Below are 22,772 nucleotides of genomic sequence, written 5' to 3' on the forward strand. Positions count from 1 at the left end.
CCGCATACCCGCACCGGAAAGGAACGGCCGGCTTGACCCCTGCCACCTCCCCCCTGGGCCCCTGCGCGCCCTTCAACCAGGCCCTGGCCGGGCTGCAAGCCGGCACCGGCAGCGGCCGCATCGGCGGCGGGATCCTGGACGGCACGCTGAAGCTGCACGCAGACCCTGCGCTGCAGGCGGGAGGCGCTTGGCGGTCCCCGGCCGGGCGGCTGCTGGAGCTTGACCTCGAAACCGCGGGCCCGGGAGAGTGGATCGGTTTGCATCTGGAGCTGGGACAGCTGGACCTGCTGCCCTTCCGCTATGCCGGGGTGGCCTGCCGGAGCGCGGCCGCCGGCGCCGAGGTGCTGCGCCCTTGCCTGCGGGCCGGTCTGGCCGGCGGCGGGTATTCCGACTGCTTCTTTCCGCGCCACCTGCTGGCCCGGGCAGAACCCTCCGACCACATGGACACGCTGCATCTGCCCAGCTGCCCGCATCTGCCGCTGGATGCGGAATGGTTTGAACTGGTGTTGTTCCTGCCCGCCCGCAGCTGCCGCCTGGAGCTGCATGACTTGCGGCTGTTCTTCCTGTGAGCCTGACCGTCGCCATCCCCGCGCATAACGATTGCGCCAGCCTGCTGCGCCTGCTGCGCATGCTGCGGGCACTCGGCTGCGCGGAACAGATTGTGGTGGTGGATGACGGATCGCAGGAGCCGCTTCAGGGCACCGTCCTGCAGGCCGCGGCCGGCCTGGGAGCCGGGCAGCTGCAGCTGCTGCGCCACGAGACGGCAAAAGGCGCCGGCGCTGCCCGCAACCTGGCGCTTGCGCATGTCCGGACTTCCCGCGTCCTGTTCCTGGATGCAGATGACCGTCCCACACGCGCCCTGCCCTGGCTGCTGCAGGATCTTGCCGGCCAGGATTTCGACTTCTGCCTGTTCCAGCATCACGACACCCGCCGGGAGGCGCAGGCGGCGTTCGGCCAGATGCCCTACGATCAGGTTTTCTGGGATGCGGCAGGCCTGTCCCTGGGCGCCCTGTCGCCGGTCACGCCCTTTGCCGCGGCACAGCTGGTGCAAACCTCGAACTACCCCTGGAACAAGATCTACCGGACTGCTTTTTTGCGCGAGCACGGCATCGGCTGCTCCGAAACCCCGGTCCACAACGACATCGAGCTGCACTGGATGAGCTTCCTCAAGGCCCGGCGGATTCTGGCCAGCACCCAGCCCGCCGTCCTCCACCAGGTCAGCGGGACCGGCGGCCGGCTGACCAACCGGACCGGCGCCGAACGGCTGCAGGTGTTCATCCCCCTCGCCAGGGTCGCTGCCGAAATACAGGACCGGAGCCTGGATCTCTACCTGCAGCCCTTCTGGTCGTTCTTTGCCGGGCTGATGCAGTGGGTGAAGAACAATCTGGACCCTCGGCTGCATCCGCAGCTGGCCCAGCGGACCAGCGCCTTCCTCGCCGCCCATGCGCAGGCTGCCCCGGCCAACCTGCCCGGCCTGCTGGAGGCGCCCGCTGCAGAGCGCCGCCGGGCCTGACCCCGCCATGGTTCTGCGCGCCCTGCTTCCCCGCCGCCGCCCGCGCCAGGTCTGGCTGCACATCGGCCTGCCCAAATGCGGCTCCACCACGATCCAGCGCCACATGGCGGAGGCCTATGAGCAGCACCTGCAGCTTGGCCTCTGCTACCCGCAGAGCCACCGCTCTGCCACCGGCTACCGCAACCACATCCCGCTGGCCCGGCTGGCGGCGGAAGACCTGCCCGCCGCCCTGGCAGAGATCGAGGCCGAGGCGGACCGCCACGGCTGCCGCCGCATCCTGCTGTCCTGCGAGCATTGGACCAATGCGTTTTACACCGGCAGGCTGGCCGCGCTGGCCGAGGCGCTGCAGCAGCAGATGCCGGACTGGCAGATCCGTCTGGTTGCCTATTTCCGCAACCCCTATGACCTCGCGGAATCCAGCTATGCGCAGTTCCTGCGCGCCGGGCTGTTCGGGATCGACAAGCCGGCCTTCTTTGCCGCAGGCCCGCCCGGCATCGGCCGCTACCTCAGCTGTTTCGAGAAGAACTACGGCTTTCCCCTGCCCTCGCTGCTCGGCTTTGCGCAGATGCTGCAGGCCGGGCTCCCCGCCGGCAGCCTGATCCTGCGCTCGAACGAGCCTGCGGACCTCGACGCGCCGGACATGCTGAGCGATTTCTGCAGCCTGCTCGGCCTGCCGCCCCCGGCCGCAGCAGAGCGGCGCAACAGCCGCATCCTGCCGCGCAAGCTGGCCGAAATCGAATATGTGCAGACCCGGGTCAGCCAGCCGGTCTATGCGCAGCTGCGCCCGAAGCTGCTGAAACGGGATTTCACCCGCGGCGCCCCGCCCGGCCCCGCCCGCGGCAGCAGCCTGCACCTGAGCGCCGCCATGGCAGAGGAGATCACCCGGCGGCTGGAGGCCGAGCGCGGCCAGCTGGCGGCGCTGTTTGCCACCCGCACCGATGCGCTCTGCGCAGCCCGCCGCCAGGACTGGAGCCAGGCGGAGCTGCTGGACGAGGAGGCCCGGGCGCGGCTGCGCAAATTCATCCGCCGCCAGAGCCCCTGACCCCCGCGCCTGAGCCGGCGCGGGCCGCCCTTACAAGGGCGCCGCGAAAAACGCCGGCGCCGCCTTGCCCGCCTGCTGGCAGTCCAGGAAGCCGCGCGCCGCATCCAGCGCCTCTCGGATGGTCACATCCATGTCCAGGTAGCGGTAAGTGGCGAGCCGCCCGGTGAAGGTGACGCCGCGGGTCTCCTCCGCCAGCTTCACATAGGCCGCCAGGAGCTCCTTCTCCTTCACCTGGCGGATCGGGTAGTAGGGAATGTCGCCGGGCTCCGCCAGGCGCGAGAACTCGCGGTAGCAGACCGAGCCCTCGTGGCTTTCCCAGGGCGCGAAATGCTTGTGCTCGGTGATCCTTGTGTAAGGAACGGCTTCCTCGCCGTAGTTCATCACCGCGCAGCCCTGGTAGTCGCCCTGATGGGTGAAGCGCTCGAAATCCAGCGTCCGGTAGCCCAGCCGCCCCAGCTCGTAGCCGAAGTAGCCATCCAGCGGCCCGGAATAGAACACGTGATCATACTCCGCCGCCTGGGAGCGTTCGAAAACAGTCCCTAACCGGACCGAAATGCCCGGATGGTCAAGGATCTTTTCGATCATCGCGGTATAGCCGTTCTCCGGCATCCCCTGGAACTGGTGGAAGAAGTAGTTGTCGTCGTAGTTGAACCGCACCGGCAGCCGCTTGAGGATGGAGGCGGGCAGCTCGGAAGGATGCATGCCCCACTGCTTGACGGTGTAGCCCTTGAAGAAGGCCTCGTAGAGATCACGGCCCACGAAGCGCATCGCCTGCTCCTCGAAGGTCTGCGGGTCCTCGATGGTGGTGTCGGCCTGTTCATTGACGATGAAATCATGCGCCTCTTCCGGGCGCATCGTCTTGCGGAAGAACTGGTTGATGGTGTGCAGATTGACCGGCAGCGAGAACACTTCCTGCTCACCCGACAGCCCGCGGGTGGTGGATTTCACCCGGTTCTTGTAGGGCTTGAAGGCCTCGAAGCGGTTCACATACTCCCAGACCTCGGCGTCGTCGGTGTGGAAGATATGCGGCCCGTAGACATGCACCATCACCCCGGTTTCCGCGTCGCGCTCGGTATGGCAGTTGCCGCCGGCATGGTCGCGGCTGTCCACCACGGTGACCGCATGGCCCGCCTCTGCCAGATGCCGCCCGATGACCGCGCCCGAAAGCCCCGCGCCCACGCATAGAATGTTCATGTCATCACCTTCTCGTCTTGTGCGCCTGAGGCTCAGGCAGGCGTTTCATCGAATGTCCGGATGTTTCCGATCGCCTTTTTGATCTGGACAGGCTTTTCGGCCAGCAGCCCCGCAAGGACCTGTGAAAAAGTCCGCAAACTGCTGATCGTGGCCGGATCGAAGTGATCTTCGGCTTTCAGGGATTGCGGCGCATCTGCCGTGTTTCCGGCGCTGTTCTCCAGCGCCTCTGACATCGGGAACCCGTCAAAGAACACTGTATCCAGCGCTTCCGCATCAGCCGCATAGCGTTCCTTGAAGCGGTCGGAAAGTTCTGCGGGCATGCGCAGCTTGCTGCCATCCGTTCCCAGCCCGTTGGCCGCCATGTGCTCGCTAACCATACGCCCCAAGGAGTTCTGCGCATCCTTAAGAACCGGTTTTGACCCCGTGCCCATCCCGGCCTTCAGCTGCTCATGCATTTCTTTCAGGAAAGCCAGCTGGCTGACCGTCAGCGATGAGTTGGCTTCAATCCGGGAAGAGATACTGAAATCCCCCGAGCCTAGAACATACCGGAAGAAGTCCTGCACAACGTCTCCCTGGTGCAGCCGCTCTCGCACAAAGGGGCGCAGTTCGAAACGGCTGCCGAAGACGTTGCGCCAAGCCTCGAACCGCGGAGTATAATCCAGCGTGCCGCTGTGCGACTGGTTCTCAAAGAACTCGCCCAAGCTGCTGAACCCTGCTCCCAATTTTACCCGCTCCGAAAAAGAGGACAGGAACTTCTCTGCATGCGGACGCACATATGAGACCAAGCGCAGCTGGTCGCGGAACTCCGGCCAATAGCTATCGATGGCTTCGTTCAGCGCACGCGGATCAACTGACTGGAAAAGCTCTGCAGAAATGATCCCGTAATCCGCACTGCTGTCCAGCAAAACCCTTCCGGTATTCTGGAAGCGCGCCTCGCGGTCCTTGAGAAACCTTTTCTGAAACAGTGTCTTGCTCAGCGGGTTATGGTGGGTTCTGCTGGGATAGCAGATGGATTTCCCCGGCACCTCATAGGCCTTCTGCACAAGCGTCTTCTGGATCGAGGTAGACCCGGTCTTGGTGTCCCCCAGATGAATGACGAGTTCGTTGATCATGCGGTCCGTTCTCCTGCGGCAGCCGGGCTGCCGGTTTTCCCTTGTTCTGCCTGCAGCGCCTTGACGAAATCCGCCGCCTCCTGGCCCAGCCCCTCTGGCAGACGGCCGCAGACCTGCGCCAGCGCGGTGCCAAAGGCCTCCTCCTCGGCCAGCGGCTGCACTTCCAGCGCCTGCTCCAGATCCGCAAAGAAACCGCTGCGCCCGCAGATTCCGCCGAGCCAGTCGTCGATCGGGCGGAACCGCTCCAGCATCCGCTGCCGGTTGTCCGCGCCGAACAGCTCGATATCGCGACTGGGCGGCAGCTCCAGCTCCGGCGTCAGCGCGCGCAGGGCGCGGCGCAGCTCCGCCGCCTTGCGGTCCTCCAGCCGGTGGTTGCCCAACCGGGCAATCTCATAGACCGCGCGGTGGAAGGAATCATTCTCGCGCCGCTCCGGCGCCAGCCCTTCGGGCAGCTGCAGCCCGGTCTGGGCGATGAAATCCGCCACCGAACCGCCGCCGGCGCGCACTTCCGCGTAATCGCGCAGGATCACCCGCGCCTCCGGCAGCGTTTTGAGCCAGCCCTCCAGCATCAGCCGGTAGTCGAAATGGATGCCGCCGAAGTAGCCGTCCAGCCCGTCCGCGCGCAGCGGCGCCAGCTGATGGCCGAATTTCAGCCGCTGGCCGTGCCAGGAGGCGACGTACTCGTCGATCCGCCTGAGCGTCGCCACCAGGGTGAATTCCGCCTCCGGGAACCAGCCTGCCAGCTTCTGGATCAGCTCCGGCCCGGCAGCGTTGAAATTGGCAAAGACCTCGGCGGCCAGGATCACCGTATGCGGCTCTGCAAAGCGGATCTGCTGCTGGATGGCATGCACCATCTGCGGCAGCACCGGCAGGCGCTTGTGATAGGACGGCACCTTGCCGTTGCTGTGGCCGGCCAGCATCCGGAAGGCCAGCGCATTATGCGGCTCGCGCACGTTAATCGGCAGGCTGCCCTCCGGCTGGCCGCGACCGGCCGCCGTGGCGGCCAGATGCGCCATGCCTTCGAAATCGACGTATGGGTAGAGGATGCCCGCCCGCGACAGCGCCGCGGCATTGCGCGACAGGTAATCCTGCAGCGAGGTGGAGCCCACCTTGTGGTGGCCGATGAACAGGATCACCTGCAGCGGCCGGGATGGCGCCGGTGCAGCCTCCCGGGGTGTCTCCGGAGCCGCCTGTTTTGCCGCGCGGGCGGCAAAGGGGCGGAGCAGTCTGCGGATCTTCTTCACTCGGCAGCTTCCTGTTGCATCATCCGGGCGGCCTCCGGCAGTCCCAGCCTGGCCTGCCAGTAGTCATCGCTGGTCAGCTGCCCGTAGCGGCTGCGGTATTCCGCGGCCAGGGCATCATAGCCCTTCAGGAAGGCGCGGGCGTTGCGCAGGAAGCGCCCGGTCTCGCGCCAGGCGGCAGATTTCGAATGGCGGACGGTGTAGAATTTCGTGCGCTCCGCATTGAGGCAGGCGATCTCTGCCGCGCCCCAGGCAAAGCCGATGTGGCTGCGGTTCTGCGCCTCCAGCGTGATCCGGCTGCCGAAGCGGGCAAAGCCGGGGATCAGCAGGCCGTTGAGGGTCAGCTTCATCAGATGCCGCTTCCAGGCCGCGGGCGGGTGGTGGCGCACCGGCGGCAGCTCCAGGCGCGGGTCCAGATCCTGCCATGCTTCGCTGGCGGTCAGCGCCTTCAGGTCCGCCCGGCGCCCGGCCATGTCGGCGTTTTCGTCAAAGAAGCCGGGGCCTTGCATCACGTCCTCCACCGCCAGGTTGATGGCGGCCAGGGTATCGTAATGCATCCGCGGCAGGTTGCGCAGGAAGAACCAGGCGGCGATTTTCAGCACCCCCCGCGCGCCCACGTCCATCTGCGGCAGGCTCAGGTGGTGCGCCATATGGCTGCGCAGGTCCAGGTACCAGGTCTGCGGGCTTTCCTTCTCAGTGAAGCTTTCCTGGAACGAGACCACACCGTTGAGGGTGGTGATGTTGAAATCATTGGCCAGCGAGAAGCTGACATCGTCGCCGCGCACGAAAAACGGGAAGGCCAGGTGCTCTGCCTGCGCTACCGGGAAGGCGAAATACCACCAGCCGCCGTAGAAATCCTCCGGCACCGGCTGCGCCGTCTCATGCTCCATCGCCAGCATCCGCGCCATGTCGCGCAAGTCGGTGCCCATGTGCAGCGGCTGGCAGCGGGCGAAGAACCGGGCGCCGTTTTCCCAGATCGCCCAGCGGTGCTGCTCGCTGATCATAGCGCCGGCCACCGCGGTTTTGGGATCCTCGGCATAGGCCAGGAACATCCAGGTGCGCTCCAGGCTCTGCATATGGATCGAGGCGTCGTCATCCATGAACAGGCAGTGCGAGGCGCCCTGCGCCCGTGCCTCCAAGAGGCCGCGGGTGAAGCCGCCTGCGCCGCCCAGGTTCTCGTTCGGCACCAGGGTGACGCCCTCGCGCGGCGGCAGATCCACCGACTGGCCGTTGTCGGTGACGATCATCTGCACATGCGGCTTCATCCAGGAGGAGTCGCGGAAGGCCGCGAACCGCTCCACCGTGCGCGCCACCGCCGCCTCGCGCTTGAAGGTGGTGACCGCCAGCGCCAGCTGCGGCGCCCGCCGCGGCGCGTCCCGGGTCTGCCAGCTGGCCCCGGACAGCCGTCCCGGCCCCATCGCGCGCAGCTCGAAGAACAGCACCCCGGGCCTGAAACCGGGCGCCAGCACATGGTCCAGATCCACCCGCAGCCGCCCGTCCTGCGGAAACTCCGCATAGGTGCTCACCACCCGGTCCCAGGACTGGCCGCGCGGCACCAGGAACACCACCAGCTCAAAGGCGCCCTCGCCTTGCAGCTCCAAACTCAGGCTCTGCAGCCCGCATTCGCGCTGCCATTTCTCCAGGTTGAACAGATTGAACCAGCTGCCGAAGGACACATGGCCGCCTGCCTCGAAGCGCAGCTCGCGCTGATCCGGCAGCACCGCAACCGGCCCCTGCGGCCGCAGGTACAGCTCCTGCTCGGTGCAGATGCCAAGCTCCGGCCATATCAGCCCCTGCAGCGCCGCCGCGCCTGTTGCAGCCAGCATGTCCTTCGCCATCGGTAAACTCCTTTGCCCGGCACCCTCAATCACACGGGAGCTGCATACTGGAGCTGCGCGCAGAAATAAATTGCTCATTGCCACGCAGCCGCAGAAACCCGCCGGCGGGCAGCTGGGCTGTTATTCCAGCATTTCCTCATGCACCGCGATGGCCTCCTCCAGGTCATCGAAATAGCGCACCCGCCCGGCTTCCAGCACCAGGCCGGCATCGCAGAACTGGCGGATCTGGCTCATCGAGTGGCTGACCATGATGGCGCCCGACAGCTTCATCCGGTCGGCAAAGACCGCGCGGCTCTTGCGGCGGAAGGCCTGGTCGCCCACCGCGGTCACCTCATCGACCAGATAGGTGTCGAAGCGGATCCCCATCGAGGCGCCGAAGGTCAGCCGCGAGCGCATGCCGGAGGAATAGCTGCGCATCGGCATGTGGTAGAATTTTCCCAGCTCGGCGAAATCGCCGACGAAGTTCACCAGGTCATCGGTGTCGACGCCATAGATCCGGGCGATGAAGCGGACATTCTCCGCCCCGGTCAGGTCCTTGTGGAACGACCCGCCCAGCCCCACCGGCCAGGAGATGGTGCCGTCCGAGACCACCTGGCCGCAGTCGGGCCTGAGGGTGCCCGCGATAAGCTCCAGCAGCGTCGACTTGCCGGCGCCGTTGCGTCCCAGGAGCGCCAGCGAGCGCCCCGAGGGCAGCGTCAGGCTCAGATTATCGATCACCACCTTGCGCTCGCCCTTGAGCCGGAAGCTCTTGGTCAGGTTCTCCAGCCGGATCATCGCCTGCCCTCAGCTGCGGTCGCGGACCGAGTAATAGACCAGCGCCCCGATCGACCAGCCCAGCAGCAGGAACAGGGCAGCGAGCGCGCTCAGCATGAACCGGCGCGGGTATTCCGCCTCCTCGGCCAGGGTCGGGGTGATATAGGTGGCCAGGTAGCGGCTCTGGCGGGCGGCCTCGTCGCGCGCCACCTCCAGCGCCGCCAGCGCCGCGCGGTAGGTTTCCTCGGCAAACTCGCGGTCCACCGTCAGCCGCTCGAACTCGGAAATCAGGGTCGGGTAATCCTCGCCGACGCCGCCGGTGTCGGTATTGCTGGAGGCGAAGGTCTGGCGCTCGATATTGATGCGGCCGCGGATCACCTCGATCTGCTGCTGCGCCTTCTTCAGCCGCACGTCGTTCTCTGCCACCGAGCCCGCCAGCAGGTCGTATTCAATGAGCGCCTCGGCCAGCTGCTGCTGCAGGTTGTTCATCACCCCCATGCGGCCCTGGATATCGGCCTCCGGGTCGACGATGCGGGTGCGGGTGCGGAACCGGGTCAGCGCCTCGCGGGCAGCCTTCAGCCGTTCCACCGCCTCCTCCAGGTCGGTTTCGGCATAGCGCATGGCATCGGCGCGGGCCTGGTCGTTGAGCGCATTGATGCGGATCTGGCTTTCCTCGACCACGGCGCGGGTGATCGCCCGGGCGGTTTCGGCATCAAAAGCGGTGACCTGCAGCTCGGTCAGCCCGGAGCCGCTGTCATAGGAGATGCGGGCAACGCGCTGCCAGAACCAGACCAGCTCCTCCAGGGTGGCATCGGGCCAGATCGAGAACACCCAGTCGCCGGGCCAGTGCTGGCTGTAATGGGCGCGCAGGTCCACCCGGGCATTGACCGCCTCGGCCATTTCCTGGCTCTGGATGAACTCATAGAGGATGTCGCTGTCCGAGGCGGTGGAGGCGCCTGCAAATGTGGCCAGCCCGCCCAGCAGGTCATTGGCGCCGGAGCTTTCCTGGCTGCGCACGGTGAAGCCCGCGGTGGAAGCATACTGGTCCTCGGCCACCGCAAACAGGTAGAACACCGCCGCCGCCAGCGGCAGCAGCACCAGCGCCGCAAAGCTGGCAATCAGCCCGCGGTGGCGCGGCTTCAAGTGCGCAGGCCGGGCCACCGGATAGGCCGGGGTCTGGGCGATCTGCTGTTCCAGCCGCCCCGCCTTCTCGGCCAGCGCAGCCTGCCTGGCCTCGGCCTCGCGCATCTTGCGGCGCAGCTTCCGGAGCTTCTTGCCGCCCCCCGCGCCGCCGCCGCCGACCTGGCGGCTCCGGCTCTCCGCACCGCCGCGCCGCTGCCCGGCCCCGGCGGCCGCGGCGGCGGCCCCTTTTTCCGCGGCTCTGGCCTCGCCCCCGGGCGTTTCCGGGGCGGGCGGCGGAGCCTGATCTGCGCGTTTGCGGCCGGTGCGGAACTGGGCGGCAGCCTTCTGCCGCGCCGCCGGGCGATCCTGTTTCATAATCTGCTATCCCGGCCTGCAGCCGTTTGTAATTGCCTCGACTTTCTTTCATAGTATCGCCTGCACCGCGCGCATTCACAATGGGTATTCATGACCACCACACCATCTGCGGCCCGGCCCTCTGCCCCGCCCCCGGGCCGGTCTCCGGGCCCTGCTCCGGCCCTGCGGCCCGCCGCCGGGCGGGCGCGCCGCTTTGCCTCGCTGCGCACCGTGGCGGCGCTGGTGCTGCGCGAGATGTCGACCCGCTACGGCCGCACCCCCGGCGGCTATCTCTGGGCGGTGCTGGAGCCGCTGGCGGCCATCCTGTTCCTCTCCATCGGCTTCTCGCTGGTGATCCGGAGCCCGTCGCTGGGCACCAGCTTCCTGCTGTTCTACGCCACCGGCTACCTGCCGTTCGATCTCTATAATTCGGTGTCCAGCACCACCGCCCGGGCGGTGAATTTCTCCCGGCCGCTCCTGAAGTTCCCGGCGGTGACCTGGCTGGATGCGGTGCTGGCGCGCTTCCTGCTGAACAGCCTGACCGGCGCCCTGGTGGCCATTCTGCTGCTGGGCGGCGTGCTGGCGGTCATCGACAGCCGCACGGTTCTGGACCTGCCTGCGGCGGTGCTGGCGATGGCGCTGGCGATGGCCCTGGGGCTGGGCCTGGGCACGCTCAACTGCGCGCTGACGGGGCTGTTCCCCTTGTGGGAAGTGGCCTGGTCGATCATCACCCGGCCGCTGTTCATCGCCTCCGGGATCTTCTTCCTTTATGAGGATCTGCCGCCGCTGGCGCAGGACATCCTGTGGTACAACCCGGTGATGCATATCACCGGTCTGATGCGCACCGGCTTCTACCCGGCCTATGCCGCCTCTTACGCCAGCGTGACCTATGTGCTGGCCGTCAGCCTGATCCTGCTGGCGCTGGGGCTGGTGATGATGGGCCGCTACCACCGCGATATCCTGAACCGCTGAGGCGCGGGGCCCGGAGACGGGGCCGGTCCCGGGAACGGACCGCAGAATGCCGGCTGGTTTCAGCCGTTGTCCCCGCGGGGCGCCCGGCGGCAAGGCCTCCGGGGATCCCCCCTGCTTCAGGCGCGGCGGCGGCGGTTCACTTCCCAGGCCAGCGCCAGGGCCGCCGCAACCGCCGCAACTGCCAGCAGGCCCGCGCTTGCATCGATTTCCGGCGTGTTATGCGGATTGCCGACGCCGTTGTTCCAGCCGTTGCCGCCGGCATTGCCGTTGCCGGTGCCCCAGCCGCCATTGCCATTGCCGTTCCCGTTGCCCCGGCCAGCGGCAAACGCCGCGGACAGGGTCATGCAGCTGGTGAAAACCGCGGTGCCGGCAGCGGTCAGAAGAGATTTCATTGCTTTGGCCTCAAAAGGTTGAGTTACAATTGCCTTCCGGCAACCGTTAGCATTTTCCCGGCCCGGGCACAATTTCCGGAGCCGCCCGGACGTGTTTCTGCCGCCCGGCTGTCTCCGGGATGCACCGCACAGGGCGCTGCAGGCCTGGCCAGTCAGAAGATCTGCCAGGCCAGTGGCGGGAAATCGGCGGGGCCTGCCCCTAGAGGCGCACCTGCAGGAACCGCGGCGCGCCGCCGTCCAGGCAGACCGCCGACAGCACCCCGCTGGCATAGGCGCCGGTGTCGATGGCAATCCGGCCCTGCTCTGCTGCGGGCCTGCTGACGATGGTGTGCCCGTGCACCACCCAGATGCCGTCGCGGCGCGGAGTGCGGAAAAACTCCGGGTGCCCCCACATCAGCACCTCCTCCGGCTGCGCATCGGGCGCCGCCCGCGGGTCCGCCCCGGCATGCACCATCAGCACATTGCCCGACAGCACCGAGGTCTTCAGCCCGGCCACCCAGGCAATCAGCCCCTCCCCCATCGCCGCCTGCAGCTGGCCGCGGCAATCGCGCAGCTCCGCTGCCGTCATCTGCGGCCGCACCCCGCAGATGCCGAAGGAGGCCAGCGTCTGCAGCCCGCCATTGCGGAGCCAGACTCCGCCCGCACGGACCGGATCACGCAAAAAGTCCAGCAGCATGGCCTCGTGATTGCCCATCAGGCAGGTCAGATCCGGGCGCGCGCTGAGACAGCGCAGCACCTCCGCGCTGTGCTCGCCGCGGTCGGTATAGTCGCCCGCCAGCACGATCCGGTGGCCCCGCGGCACCTGCGCCAGCATATGCTCCAGCAGTTCCAGGCAGCCATGCACGTCGCCGATCACGCACAGCGGCACCGCCGGCGCCGGATCCGCAAACCGGGCTCCCGGCCAGAACCTGTTGAACAAGGATGACAGCACGGATGCCAGGCCTCCCGGCGGCCCCCCCCGATGCAGCGAACTCCCGGCGCGGGGCCGCGCGCCGGGGCAAATGCCGTCAGACGGTGATAGCCGCCCGCCCGCCGCGGGGCAAGCGCGGCGGCTCAGGCGCTGCGGCAGGCCGGCACCCCCATGCGGATGATCTCGCTGCCCTTGATCTTGTGCACCCCGGAAACCCGGTTGCGCCCCTCCGCCATGAACCAGGCCTTCAAGGGCGCCGGGTAGTACTGCGCCATCACCCGGCTGAAATAGTCGAACTTTTCCTGTGTCAGGCGGCGGCCGCCGCGCGAGGGGCCATGGAAGCCGAAGGTGGTGCCGGGATCGACGCAGGCGCCGGGCAGGCCGAGGAACATGGTGCAGGTGGAATAGCAGACCTTGCCGCGGATCTCGACCCGCACCCCGCGCTTCTGCAGGTTGCTGAGCTCGATCAGCCGGTCATGCAGATAGCCGCCACGGTCGCTGCCCACCACATAGGTCTGCTGGGCGGCGGCGGCCGCAGGCTGCAGCGCGGCAAGTGCCAGGGCCGCGGCAGCGGCCTTTGCGGCGGTGCGGAAGGCGGAACCGGCGTGTCCTGCGAAGGCAGCCGCCGAAAATACGTTGTTCAGTGCCGGCATGGTCGGATCTCCAATGCAAAAACTGGCGTTGGAGATTAAGTAGGCAAACCCTGGGCGCGGACCGCGGTCAGGATGTGGCAAAAATTAGCACATTATCAACACTTTAGAGCGCATGTTAGGAAAATTTTAAGAGATTGCGCCAGCCTGAGCCGGACGCAGCCGACCGGCCCGGAGGGTCCGGAACCGCTCAGATCAGACCGAAATCCCCAGCGGCGAGGGCCGCGGCGGCAATGACGGCGTTGGCCAGCATATGCGCCTGCACCGCGCCGCCGGGGCGGCGGCTGCGCAGATACAGCAGCCCGAAGGCCGCCCCCGCCAAGGCGCCGGCCAGCCAGCGGTCGTGCAGCGCCGCAAACAGCAGGCTGCTGACTGCCAGCCCGGCCAGCGCCCGCCAGGGTGCCGCCGCGGGGCCTCCGGCGATGCGCTCCAGCACATAGGCGCGGAAGAACAGCTCTTCGATCACCGGCACCAGCAGCACCGTGCCCAGGAAGCGGCAGGCAATCCAGAACGGATCGGGCGCCCCGGCGGCGGCGGCGGCGGCGGCGGCCTCCGGGGCGGTCCAGAGCCACAGCGCCGCCACCGCGCAGCCGGTCAGCCAGTCCAGCGGCCCGGCCTGCCATTTGAAGGTCTTCAGCGCAGGCCAGAACAGCGCCAGCCCCAGCAGCATCACCGCCACCCGCAGCGGGTAGCCATCGGCGGGGGTCTCCCAGATCAGCGGGGTGAGCGTGCCGCTGATCATGAACAGGATGAAGGGCACGATCCTGGCAAACAGCGGATCCGCGGCCAGGGGCGGGCCTGTCCGGGCGGCGGGGCCGGCGGTCCTTTCATGGAAGAAATCCATGTTGTGGACGATGGCCAGAACCCCAAAGGCCAGCAGCGAGAACAGAAGCCAGCCGGCATAGGAATGAAACCCGTCCACCGCCAGCTGCGGCGAGACATTGGCCCCCAGCCAGATCAGCACGGCGATCCTCAGGACATTCAATAGCCAGCTGAGGCCGACCGCCAGCGGGAACAAGGCCGCCCAGTACGGCCCCATGCGCAGCGTGCCGCGCGCCAGCAGCGCATAGATGCCCATGAACACCGTCACGAGCGCCATGCCCTCGGCACCGGAACAGCCCGTGGCAATGCGCACTGCAAAGTCATTGAGACCGATAATGCGGTCGCCCGGAAGGCTGGAGACCGCCGTGCCCGCCAGGGAGAGCACCAGCGCGACCGCCTCGAAGGTCAGCCGGGTCAGAACGCGGTTTTCGCCCCAGAGCCAGCCCGCGGCCTCCACGACCAGCGGCAGCAGAAAGAACCCGGCCGCCGCAAGCGGCAGCAAGGCGTCATTGCCAAACAACCATTGCTTCCAGGCGCGCCAGGGCAGGAGCCAGAGCGCCGCGCCAAGAAACGCCAGCGCCGCACCTGCCAGGAACAGCGGCGCCGCCTGGCTGAACTGCGCCTCCAGCTGCGGCAGGGTGAAGCGCCACAGCGGCGCCAGCAGCAGCGCCAGCCCCAGCAGATGCAGCGCGGCCGGAAAGAGGCTGCGGGGCGGGGCGGTTTTCGTCAGATGCAAGTAATTGCGCCAGAAGCGGGGAACGAAAATGTTCATCAGGACAACGGCCAGGCACATCAGGAAAACGCTCAAGGGAAGCGTTCTCATTAGCCGGCAGAGCGCAAAAACGGACACATTGCTGCAGGAAAACTGCTCCGTCTCATAAGTAAGAAGGCGGATGGTCACAGCTTCGGCCACAGCAGCCAGCAGAAAAACAGCCAGACGCCCGGATACAGGCATAACAACCAGCCCCTGCCTCATGGTCACTCCTTGAGCACGCGTTTGAAAACAGGGCGGCGCAGCCCCTGCCCTGCACTGTCAGGGATGTTCTCTTCTCAAACAAGGCGGCCGCATGTTCAAGGGGCTCTCCCCAAACCCCGCCACTGGCATTGGCCGCCAGCAGGCTTGCGGTGCCTGCCGGATCCGCAAGCCCAAGCCTGGGCCGCACCGCTGAGGGGGCTCTGGCGCCGGTTCAAGACACAAGCCTCTCACAGCGTTGCGGCAGAAGGCCATCCGGCGCGCGCCCGGTTGTTCCAGCCTTAACCCGGATATCCCACCATTCAGCCATCGGAGGAATCGGGACGCACGTTTCATCAAGCCTGCCATTTCAGGAGTACGCAAATGCCTCAAACCGATCCGTTCGCCAGCCACCGCCGCGGGCTTGAAAGCCCGGCTGCAACCCACTTCGCCATCACTCCCCAAGATGGCACCGACCTGCCGGTGCGGCCGCGGGTGCTGCGGGTTGTCTCGGGCGGCGACCTGGCGCTCCGGGATGCCGCGGGAACCATCATTGTCTATCCGGTCGCCTCCGGCGAGACATTTGCCTTCTCGGCGGCCGGAGTCGAAGCAACCGGCACAACGGCAACCGTCGCGGGGTGGTACTGATGCTGGGTGCCGGCCTTTCAATGACGGGTGAGGCCGTGCAGGGCCGCAGGCCGCCGCCTGCCCCCCTGATCGACCTGGACTTCCGGCAGGACCGCTACTTTCAGGCGGGCGCTGCCAGGAGCTTTGACGAGATGTTCGCCTACAGCGGCACCGGCCTGCGCACCTTCACCGGCGAGACCGGGCAGCTGGTCTGGGCGGCGCATAACTTGCTGGCCCATTCCGGGGATCTGACGCAGGGCGCCGCAAGCGGCGCGTCGGTGTCAGCGACCCGGCTCACGGCCGCGGCAGGCGCAGGCGCAAGGGCGCCCGAGGCGCTGCGGGCAGGGGTGGCGCTGCCGGATGCGGGCACCTACACCTACGCGGCCCATGTCCGGCAGGTGAACCTGCGCTACCTTGCCATGGCATCCGCGGGCTACGGCGCCGGAGCAGACGGCGTTTCCCTTTTCGACCTGCAGGACGGGGCGGTTGCCAGCCAGGGCAATGGCCATCTTGCGCAAATCCAGCTGCTGGCCGGCGGCAGCTTCATCTGCAGCATTGCTTTCGCCATGGATGAATCCGCGCCGGCCGGCACGCTGAGTGCGGGCGTATCAGAAAGCGCGGCAGCGCATCTGGTGACGGATCCGGACGGCACCGAGGCGATGGATATTCTGGCGCAATGGCTCTACCGCTCCGATCTCGGCGGCATGGCGGACAACCCGGACAACGCCCTGGGGGCAGGGTTCGAGACCTATGTCCCCTCCAGTGCCTCACCGGCCTTCAAGGCGCGCCGCAACGCGTATGAAAACGGGGCGCCGGCAGGGATTAAGATCGAAAGCAGCGCCGCCGCGAACCTGTTGCGGCACACCAACGCGCCGGCGGGGAACTGGGCCTCTCCCAACAGCACTCTGGAGGAGGTGCCCGGCGGGTTCGTCCGGATCACTTCGAATGGCACAGGCGGCTTCCCCAGAGCCGAAAGAGGGGACGTCGGCGGCGGCGCAGGCGTGTATACCGCGCAGGTCGAAGTGCGTGCGGGCAACAGCGGCGGGTTTACCTTCAGGGCTTTTGGCACCGGGTTCAGCGGCGGCAACGACTCCGTCGCCTACCGCTTTGATTTCAGCACTGAGACATTCACCAAACTGGCGGCCGCCCCGGCCCTCTATCCCCCGGTGGCGAAGCTGGTATCCCCCGGTGTCTACAGGCTGGCAATGACGTTCACCGCCGGAACAGTAGCGTCCTTCAACATGTATCCTGTCTGGAATGATGCAACTTCGGGCATGTATGCGGACTTCCGCCGCCCCCAGCTTGAACCGGGAGACACCCCCTCCTCCTTCATCCCCACGGCAGGCAGCCCGGCCGCCCGCGCGGCGGAGACGCTGGCCGTCCGCGCCTCTGTGCTGCCTGCAGCCATGCCGGAAGCGGTGTCGTTCGCCGTGGATGGCCGCATGTGTCTTGCAGACACCGGATCCGGTGCAGCAGCCCGGTTCTTCGACTGGCAGGCTGATCAGGGCAGCTTCCTCCGTGCGGATCTGAGCGCCGGCAGCCCGGCAACCGGCCGGATCCAGGTTGTCAGCGAACAGTCCGGTGCCGCCAGCACGGCCAGCGGCGCGGCATCCGCCTATGCCCCCGGGACCGAGGCCGCTGTCAGCTTTGCCGCCCGCCACCAGGCGGCGCTTCTGGAGCTGGCAGAGAAAGGGAAGACCTTCCCCGCCTCGCCCGCGCCATCCGCGCTGCCGGACCTGGCGGCAGCCGGTATCGGCCTGGCACCGGTGTTCAACGGCAGCCTTGGCCGCTTCCGCATGTGGGACCGCGATCTTGGCAGCCCCGGCATTGAGCGGATGACCGCATGAGCAGCAGCCTGCGGTTCATTGCAAAGCCACCTGCATCGCCGCGAGCACCGGAGCGCGGTGAAGGGCACCGCAAAGGCGGCGGCGGACGGCGAGGAGAAGCTGGCGGCCGGGCACGAGAGTGTCTACATTCCGCTTGGCGCCATCCACCGGATGGGGAGCCCGGGCAAAGTGCCGGTGAGGATGACATCATGCGCTACGAAGACATTTATGCGCGCGGATAACTGGAAAGATCATTCACGAATGAGCGCATCTTCGGGTTCGGTTCTTTACCTGTCGCCCTATTTTTGGCCGGAGGAGATCGGCTCCGCTCCCTATTGCCGGGAACTGGCAGAGCACTTGTCGGACCAGGGGTACGCCGTCTCGGCGCTCGCCTTCCGCCCGCATTATCCCAGCAGCGCCCCCTTTGGAGACTGGGCGGGAGGCGCGCGCGACCGCGAAGCTCTGGGTCAGATCGCAATCGAACGCGTCCCGGTGAACCCGCGCGGCTCCGGCGGGTTCAAGACCCGGATCGGCAATGATCTGCGCTTCCTGCGCAGGGCGGTCTGGCATGCGCTTTGCGGCACGCACCGCAAGACCGGCGCCATCATTGCCTATATTCCGAGCGTGCTGGCTCTTTACGGCGCCAAGGCGCTGAAGCTGCGCTCCGGCGCGCCTGTCATTGCCGTGGTCCACGATATCGAAAGCGGCCTTGCCGGCTCGCTTGGCATCGCGTCCAATCCGGTGGTGCTGAAGGTCATGCGCCTGGTGGAGCGGATTGGCCTCAACTTCGCGGATGAAGTTGTTGTGCTGACGGAGGGCATGAAGCGGGAACTTGAGGAGATCGGCTGCAGGAAGCCCATCACGGTGCTGCCGATCTGGTCGCAAGCGGCCGAAGAAGCTCCGGTCGACCCGGCCGCCCCGGTGCGGGTGATGTATTCCGGGAACTTCGGCAAGAAACAGAACCTGGACCAGCTGCTGCCGCTGCTGTCGCATGTGTCGGACACGATGCCAGAGGTTGAGATCCTGATGCGGGGCGGCGGGTCGGAGCGCTCCCGGATCGAAGCCGAGGCCGCCCGCCGCGGCATCGCAAACGCCCGTTTCCTGGAGCTGGCCCCCGCCGGGGAGTTCATGGCCTCGCTGCAGAGTGCAAATGTCCATCTTGTGCCCCAGGCCCTGAACGTGGCGAACTATGCGCTGCCCTCGAAGCTGTTCTCGATCATGTCGGCAGGCCGCCCCTATGTCTGCATTGCCGAACCGGGCAGCCCGCTTGATGCCCTGGCCCGGGAGTCCGGCGCGGGCATCTGTGTTTTCCCGGATGACGAGGCCCGCCTCTGCCAGGAGGTGGCAGGGCTTCTGAGCGACCCGGCGCGGCAGCAGCGCATGGGCGATGCCGGCCGTGCCTTCGTGCAGCAGCACATGAACCGCGGCACCATATTCAGCAAGTACGAAGCCATCCTGCGGCGCCTGACTGGCGCCTCCCGGGGGGCCGCGCATTGCGGAGATTAAAGCGCTTGCCGCCGGCAGCCCGAACCTGGCCCGGATCCTGCGCGGTGTCTTCAGCAGCAGGCTAATGATACCCGAATGCTTCCAGGGACGGGCGAAGCTGTTCGGTCAATGCGCGCGCCTCAGCGTCACTTAAGCCCTGCCGCCACTTGCCTGTGCCGCCGCGCCGGAAGGTATGCGACTTTCCCGGATCGATGGCCGTCTTCAGCGCCTGCAGAAGGGCGCTGCGGTCCTCAGCCATACCGCCGGTGCGGGCAGTGTAAGCATCGATAATGCGCAACAGCTGGCTGTCGCGGCCCGCGCCTGAAATGTCTTCATAGCGGATGGCAAGGGTATCCGGGTCCTGCAGCCAGCCAGAATAGGGCAACAGGCGGCTGTTGCATTCCGGGTAGCGGCGGTCCAGCCCGTTCAGTGCCAGCTGCAGCCGGTCCCGGTCGTTGCCCAGCTTGGCAAAATGCTTGTGCATCCGGTGCCAGCGGTTCATCTCGCTCAGGTAATAGGCTTCCGACACGATCACGTCCCGGGGGTCGCGGTAGATGAAGAGATGCAAGGCGTTGATGCCTTGCAGGGCGGCCTTCGCCTCGGCGGAACAGTACAGATGGCAGCCGAGGGTTTCCGACGGCAGCACTGCGGAAATCCGCCGCGCCAGTTCATCCGGCGCCCGCTCCCGCTGCGTTATGGACGGGCTGGTTGCAATAAAGCGGTTGAGGTAGCGGACCCCGGGGAGGGCCCGCGTTACCTGCAACAGAAGGTGCGTGCCGCTTTTGGGGAGCGAATTTACAAAAAGAGGAGGGCAATTTGCATAGGCTTCAGGACCCACAGCCCTCCTTTCCAAAGCCGCAGCGGGGCGCCGCAGGAGGGCAATTCCCTTTCTGAGAACAGGGGATTTACGTACCGAGGGGTGGTCTGCAAGGCGGCCGAAATTCATCCTGTAGCTGTTTCCCTGTTTATTGCTGCGAAAGAAGTTCCGGTATTCGCTGACCTTGGAAAGAACCTTGTCCGGAAAGCCCTGGCGAAGGCAAGGAATCGCGCGGCTGTCTTCACCAGGGCGCTCCCCGGAGGAGATCTGCTGCAGTTATGCTGCACTTGGACGGATAGTCCTGCGCCGCCGGTTGCAAGTGCAAAAAGATAGGCACAGCCTAGGGCTGTAGCAAGCGGATAAGTTTGGATATGGTTCGCTGGATCATAGTGCGAAGCAGAATACGGCAGCATGGCAAACAGCTCGAACCTGACGTCCCGTACCCCCCCGCAGCCCGTCAAGGGGCACTCGGTTCCGCGGTTCCCGCTGCGCCACCGGATTTACCGCCTTGCCTGGATGGCCGTATGGCGGCTTCTGGCTTCCTGGACACCCCCGCAGTTAAATCGCTGGCGCTGTTTTCTGCTGTCCGCATTTGGCGCCAGGATCGCGTCCGGCGCGGTGGTGCGCTCAAGCGCGGCTGTTTGGTACCCGCCCAACCTGATCATGCGGGAAGATGCGATGATCGGCGACGGCGTTCAATGCTATAACATGGATCTTGTTATCATCGGCGCGCGGTCCGTTGTTTCCCAGCGGGCATTCCTCTGCGGCGGCACACATGATTTCACCCGTGCCAGCCGGCCCCTTGTGACGAGGCCGATCGAGATCGGCGAAGATGTCTGGATTGCTGCAGAGGCTTTCATCGGGCCAGGGGTCACGGTTCCGCAGGGGTGCGTGATTGGCGCCCGCGCGGTCGTCACAGGGAAGTTGCAGCCTTGGACGGTTTATGCCGGAAACCCGGCCAAAGCGATCCGGCGGCGGGAACTCGAACCTGGCAGTTAACCGCGGTTCGCCGCTTCGGATATTGCTTCCAGCAGATCCCGGGCGGCGCTTTCGACCGAGAAACGCGCCTCATAGCTGCCCCGGCAGTTAGCCTGCATCTCAGCGGCTTCCGCAGCTGGCATCGACAGGAACCGGCACAGCGTCGCCGTTGTTGCCGCGACCGTGTCCGGGCCGGACAGGCCGGCTCCGTCTTCAACGACCTCCCGCCAGATATTGACCTTGCCGGAGATGAGAACCGGGGTGCCCGCCGAAAGCGCTTCCGCAACAACCAGGCCGAAGTTTTCCTGATGCGAAGGCAGGACAAAGGCGCGGGCACCGGCGAAGGCGGCAGATTTCTCCGGACCCTTGATCATGCCCGGCCAATGAACGCGGCCGGCAATCCCGAGCTGATCCGCAAGCGCTTCCAATTCCGCTTTCCACCCGACCTGATCCGGGCCGGCCATCACCAGATCCAGCTGCGGATGGCGCGCCGCGGCTTCGGCGAAAGACCGGATCAGGTTATCGCAGGCCTTCTTCGGATGTATCCTGCTCAGGAACAGAAGATAATCGCGGCCGCCCAGTTTCGGCAAACGGGCCCGGAAACTGCTGCGGCCTTCCCGTTGCTCGGCTTCGGGCCTGCGCTGGTCGGCGGCACAGAACGCCAGCACTTTCGAACGGTATCCCTGATATCCGCGGAACGCCCCCCGGGCCAGGCGCTTTTCCTCCTGGCAAGTGAACAGAACCGCGCGGGCGTCTTTGAGAACCCGTCCCAGAAACAGTGTCCAATAGGCCTGTTTCAGAAGGTACTTCACCCGGCCGGCCTGCCGGAAATAGGGATCGAGCATGCCATGAGGGAAAACCAGCCACGGAAACCCCGCGCGTTTCATCTCGCGGTAGGCGCCGGTTGTGGCATGGGTCCACAAGCCATGAATGACCGCTGCATCCGCACCGGCAAGCAGGCCGGAGACACGCGCGCCGAAGCCGGGGGCCCGGCGCAATGGCCCGCGCACCGGGCCCGCCGCCTCCACCTGGAAAGGAAAGTCCTTCAGAAAGGGCGCTTGCGGATCGTCAAGCGTTACAAAGATGCTTTCATGACCCTGCTGGGCATGCGCTTCAGCCATGACACGTGCATATTCAATCGGCCCGCCCCCTTCGGGATCGGCAGAACGGATAAGATGCAGGATCTTCACTGGATGGCCTCTCCGGTTTCACCGTTTCCGTGATAACCGAACCGCTGGGCGGCCGGTCCGGCGGTTTTCATGACCTTTTCAATATCTTCGGGTGAAAGACGCTGCCGCCATTTCATCGCCGCGCTCCGGGCGTCCCGGTGCACGTATGACCCGATGGGCGTCCTGCGGGCCGAGTCCCCGGATTTCGCGTTAAGGGCTGCGGACATGAAGCGATCGACGGCTTCGGATTTGCGGGCATTTAGAAATGAGAATATCCGCGAGGCTTCCTCGGCAGGTTTCGCCGCCAAATCTTCCTGGCGCACAAAAGTCGTGCGGGGGTCATTCAGAAGATATTGGTCTGCGAAGCCGTAGACGACCCGCCACAGCAAGGCTGCCTGGTGAAGCACTGGCTGGGGGCTTCTGGCATAGTGGCGGATCTCATCGGCGAATTCAGGCAGATCGGCCAGCAATTGCGGCTGCAGCAAATCGTTGAAGTCAAATCCGGCGCCGCGGCGCGCCAAGCTTTCCGCAAAACCGCAGGGATGGCGTACTGTAAGAACAACTGAAAGGCCAAAATGGCTTTGCAAGTGGCGGGAGGTGAAACAGAGGAAGGGATCTTTGAATACAGCGCGGCGGCGGTGCCTGGCATGCAGCGCCCCGGTCCGGGCAAATTTTCCGGCACGCAGCACATCATGCCAGGATCTTATTTGACTCATCCGGCGGAGCGTCTGCGGAAGCAGGTTGTGCCCGAATTGGATTTGGCGGAGATCCCTGCCCAAGTCTTCGATCCGGTCCGGCCCGAAGTATTCGTACCAGTGATTGGTGGGAACCGCCGCGTACCCTAGCGGAGGCTGATGATTAAGCGGTTCGTGGACGACATTAAAGGATTTGGAGGCGCCCAGGATTCTTCCCAGGAGCGTGGTCATCGAATAATGAGTGCCTGTGACGATGACAGATTTTGAAAAAAGATCATTTTCGTCTGCGGTCATGTTGACGGTATCCC

General features: G+C 66.1%; 21 protein-coding genes and 1 pseudogene. 9 read left to right on the forward strand and 13 right to left on the reverse strand.

What is annotated here, in order from left to right; all coding sequences use genetic code 11:
- Positions 1–32: 32 nt before the first annotated feature.
- The 3 genes from LHL23_RS16315 to LHL23_RS16325 are packed head-to-tail and all read left to right on the forward strand — an operon-like array spanning position 33 to position 2,555.
- Positions 33–569 carry a hypothetical protein gene (locus LHL23_RS16315; protein ID WP_226430685.1) on the forward strand — a complete coding sequence of 179 codons (537 nt, stop codon included), beginning with the start codon at positions 33–35 and terminating at the stop codon, positions 567–569.
- Positions 566–1,513, forward strand: a complete 948-nt coding sequence (locus LHL23_RS16320) for a glycosyltransferase family 2 protein (RefSeq protein WP_226430686.1) — start codon at positions 566–568, stop codon at positions 1,511–1,513. The genes LHL23_RS16315 and LHL23_RS16320 overlap by 4 nt, the downstream gene beginning before the upstream one ends.
- A 7-nt stretch (positions 1,514–1,520) precedes the next feature.
- Positions 1,521–2,555: a hypothetical protein gene (locus LHL23_RS16325; protein WP_226430687.1), complete on the forward strand. Its 1,035-nt coding sequence runs from the start codon at positions 1,521–1,523 to the stop codon at positions 2,553–2,555.
- Positions 2,556–2,585: 30 nt separating this feature from the next.
- Here LHL23_RS16325 and glf read toward each other — a convergent pair whose 3' ends face one another.
- From glf to LHL23_RS16355, 6 genes are all read right to left on the reverse strand, one after another.
- Positions 2,586–3,749 (reverse strand): UDP-galactopyranose mutase, encoded by a 1,164-nt coding sequence (gene glf / locus LHL23_RS16330; protein WP_226430688.1) that lies wholly within the window; start codon positions 3,747–3,749, stop codon positions 2,586–2,588.
- Positions 3,750–3,781: 32 nt separating this feature from the next.
- Positions 3,782–4,861: a hypothetical protein gene (locus LHL23_RS16335; protein ID WP_226430689.1), complete on the reverse strand. Its 1,080-nt coding sequence runs from the start codon at positions 4,859–4,861 to the stop codon at positions 3,782–3,784.
- Entirely contained in the window at positions 4,858–6,105 is a 1,248-nt protein-coding gene (locus LHL23_RS16340) for a hypothetical protein (RefSeq protein ID WP_226430690.1), read from the reverse strand. The genes LHL23_RS16335 and LHL23_RS16340 overlap by 4 nt, the downstream gene beginning before the upstream one ends.
- Positions 6,102–7,940, reverse strand: coding sequence for a glycosyltransferase (locus LHL23_RS16345; RefSeq protein ID WP_226430691.1), 1,839 nt, complete (start codon positions 7,938–7,940; stop codon positions 6,102–6,104). The genes LHL23_RS16340 and LHL23_RS16345 overlap by 4 nt, the downstream gene beginning before the upstream one ends.
- 120 nt (positions 7,941–8,060) lie before the next feature.
- A complete protein-coding gene (locus tag LHL23_RS16350) occupies positions 8,061–8,714 on the reverse strand; it encodes an ABC transporter ATP-binding protein (protein WP_226430692.1) in 654 nt (217 codons plus the stop codon).
- 9 nt (positions 8,715–8,723) lie between these two features.
- Positions 8,724–10,190 (reverse strand): sugar transporter, encoded by a 1,467-nt coding sequence (locus tag LHL23_RS16355; protein WP_226430693.1) that lies wholly within the window; start codon positions 10,188–10,190, stop codon positions 8,724–8,726.
- A gap of 90 nt (positions 10,191–10,280) precedes the next feature.
- On the opposite strand from LHL23_RS16355, the gene LHL23_RS16360 reads away from it, so the two are divergent.
- Entirely contained in the window at positions 10,281–11,141 is an 861-nt protein-coding gene (locus LHL23_RS16360; protein ID WP_226430694.1) for an ABC transporter permease, read from the forward strand.
- 116 nt (positions 11,142–11,257) lie between these two features.
- On the opposite strand, the gene LHL23_RS16365 is transcribed toward LHL23_RS16360, so the two are convergent.
- The 4 genes from LHL23_RS16365 to xrtE all read right to left on the reverse strand — a co-directional run bounded on the left by LHL23_RS16365 (position 11,258) and on the right by xrtE (position 14,891).
- On the reverse strand, positions 11,258–11,533 hold the full coding sequence (locus LHL23_RS16365) for a VPEID-CTERM sorting domain-containing protein (RefSeq protein WP_226430695.1): 276 nt from the start codon (positions 11,531–11,533) through the stop codon (positions 11,258–11,260).
- Between the two features lie 199 nt (positions 11,534–11,732).
- Positions 11,733–12,464 carry a metallophosphoesterase gene (locus LHL23_RS16370; protein ID WP_226430696.1) on the reverse strand — a complete coding sequence of 244 codons (732 nt, stop codon included), beginning with the start codon at positions 12,462–12,464 and terminating at the stop codon, positions 11,733–11,735.
- A gap of 122 nt (positions 12,465–12,586) precedes the next feature.
- Positions 12,587–13,096, reverse strand: a complete 510-nt coding sequence (locus LHL23_RS16375) for a hypothetical protein (RefSeq protein ID WP_222482093.1) — start codon at positions 13,094–13,096, stop codon at positions 12,587–12,589.
- 187 nt (positions 13,097–13,283) lie between these two features.
- Positions 13,284–14,891 (reverse strand): exosortase E/protease, VPEID-CTERM system, encoded by a 1,608-nt coding sequence (gene xrtE / locus LHL23_RS16380; protein ID WP_226430754.1) that lies wholly within the window; start codon positions 14,889–14,891, stop codon positions 13,284–13,286.
- A 360-nt stretch (positions 14,892–15,251) separates the two neighbouring features.
- Between xrtE and LHL23_RS16385 the strand changes: the two genes are divergently transcribed.
- The 4 genes and pseudogenes from LHL23_RS16385 (at position 15,252) to LHL23_RS16400 (ending at position 18,826) form a co-directional block, all read left to right on the forward strand.
- Complete coding sequence (locus LHL23_RS16385) at positions 15,252–15,515, forward strand: spike base protein, RCAP_Rcc01079 family (protein WP_226430697.1); 264 nt, start codon at positions 15,252–15,254, stop codon at positions 15,513–15,515.
- On the forward strand, positions 15,515–17,341 hold the full coding sequence (locus LHL23_RS16390; RefSeq protein WP_226430698.1) for a phage head spike fiber domain-containing protein: 1,827 nt from the start codon (positions 15,515–15,517) through the stop codon (positions 17,339–17,341). The genes LHL23_RS16385 and LHL23_RS16390 overlap by 1 nt, the downstream gene beginning before the upstream one ends.
- A gap of 57 nt (positions 17,342–17,398) precedes the next feature.
- Positions 17,399–17,500, forward strand: a pseudogene (locus LHL23_RS23555) (cupin domain-containing protein); the annotation flags it as partial.
- 81 nt (positions 17,501–17,581) lie between these two features.
- The gene (locus tag LHL23_RS16400) at positions 17,582–18,826 is read left to right on the forward strand and encodes a glycosyltransferase family 4 protein (RefSeq protein WP_226430699.1); all 1,245 of its coding nucleotides are present in this window, start codon (positions 17,582–17,584) and stop codon (positions 18,824–18,826) included.
- Between the two features lie 61 nt (positions 18,827–18,887).
- Here the strand turns inward: LHL23_RS16400 and LHL23_RS16405 are convergent, their stop codons facing one another.
- Complete coding sequence (locus LHL23_RS16405; protein ID WP_413229482.1) at positions 18,888–19,751, reverse strand: sulfotransferase domain-containing protein; 864 nt, start codon at positions 19,749–19,751, stop codon at positions 18,888–18,890.
- Between the two features lie 282 nt (positions 19,752–20,033).
- Between LHL23_RS16405 and LHL23_RS16410 the strand changes: the two genes are divergently transcribed.
- Positions 20,034–20,621: a hypothetical protein gene (locus tag LHL23_RS16410; RefSeq protein ID WP_226430701.1), complete on the forward strand. Its 588-nt coding sequence runs from the start codon at positions 20,034–20,036 to the stop codon at positions 20,619–20,621.
- On the opposite strand, the gene LHL23_RS16415 is transcribed toward LHL23_RS16410, so the two are convergent.
- Positions 20,618–21,790, reverse strand: a complete 1,173-nt coding sequence (locus tag LHL23_RS16415; RefSeq protein ID WP_226430702.1) for a glycosyltransferase — start codon at positions 21,788–21,790, stop codon at positions 20,618–20,620. The genes LHL23_RS16410 and LHL23_RS16415 overlap by 4 nt on opposite strands.
- Entirely contained in the window at positions 21,787–22,758 is a 972-nt protein-coding gene (locus LHL23_RS16420; protein WP_226430703.1) for a sulfotransferase domain-containing protein, read from the reverse strand. The genes LHL23_RS16415 and LHL23_RS16420 overlap by 4 nt, the downstream gene beginning before the upstream one ends.
- Between the last annotated feature and the right edge of the window lie 14 nt (positions 22,759–22,772).

The sequence above is a fragment of the Leisingera sp. McT4-56 genome, from assembly GCF_020514995.1.
Classification (GTDB): Bacteria; Pseudomonadota; Alphaproteobacteria; order Rhodobacterales; family Rhodobacteraceae; genus Leisingera; species Leisingera aquaemixtae_A.

Coding starts and splice junctions, on each gene's coding strand:
- LHL23_RS16325 (WP_226430687.1), top strand. CDS start 1,521: ATGGTTCTGCGCGCCCTGCTTCCCCGCCGCCGCCCGCGCCAGGTCTGG.
- glf (WP_226430688.1), bottom strand. CDS start 3,749: ATGAACATTCTATGCGTGGGCGCGGGGCTTTCGGGCGCGGTCATCGGG.
- LHL23_RS16335 (WP_226430689.1), bottom strand. CDS start 4,861: ATGATCAACGAACTCGTCATTCATCTGGGGGACACCAAGACCGGGTCT.
- LHL23_RS16345 (WP_226430691.1), bottom strand. CDS start 7,940: ATGGCGAAGGACATGCTGGCTGCAACAGGCGCGGCGGCGCTGCAGGGG.
- LHL23_RS16350 (WP_226430692.1), bottom strand. CDS start 8,714: ATGATCCGGCTGGAGAACCTGACCAAGAGCTTCCGGCTCAAGGGCGAG.
- LHL23_RS16355 (WP_226430693.1), bottom strand. CDS start 10,190: ATGAAACAGGATCGCCCGGCGGCGCGGCAGAAGGCTGCCGCCCAGTTC.
- LHL23_RS16360 (WP_226430694.1), top strand. CDS start 10,281: ATGACCACCACACCATCTGCGGCCCGGCCCTCTGCCCCGCCCCCGGGC.
- LHL23_RS16365 (WP_226430695.1), bottom strand. CDS start 11,533: ATGAAATCTCTTCTGACCGCTGCCGGCACCGCGGTTTTCACCAGCTGC.
- LHL23_RS16375 (WP_222482093.1), bottom strand. CDS start 13,096: ATGCCGGCACTGAACAACGTATTTTCGGCGGCTGCCTTCGCAGGACAC.
- xrtE (WP_226430754.1), bottom strand. CDS start 14,891: ATGAGGCAGGGGCTGGTTGTTATGCCTGTATCCGGGCGTCTGGCTGTT.
- LHL23_RS16385 (WP_226430697.1), top strand. CDS start 15,252: ATGCCTCAAACCGATCCGTTCGCCAGCCACCGCCGCGGGCTTGAAAGC.
- LHL23_RS16390 (WP_226430698.1), top strand. CDS start 15,515: ATGCTGGGTGCCGGCCTTTCAATGACGGGTGAGGCCGTGCAGGGCCGC.
- LHL23_RS16400 (WP_226430699.1), top strand. CDS start 17,582: ATGAGCGCATCTTCGGGTTCGGTTCTTTACCTGTCGCCCTATTTTTGG.
- LHL23_RS16405 (WP_413229482.1), bottom strand. CDS start 19,751: ATGAATTTCGGCCGCCTTGCAGACCACCCCTCGGTACGTAAATCCCCT.
- LHL23_RS16410 (WP_226430701.1), top strand. CDS start 20,034: ATGGCAAACAGCTCGAACCTGACGTCCCGTACCCCCCCGCAGCCCGTC.
- LHL23_RS16420 (WP_226430703.1), bottom strand. CDS start 22,758: ATGACCGCAGACGAAAATGATCTTTTTTCAAAATCTGTCATCGTCACA.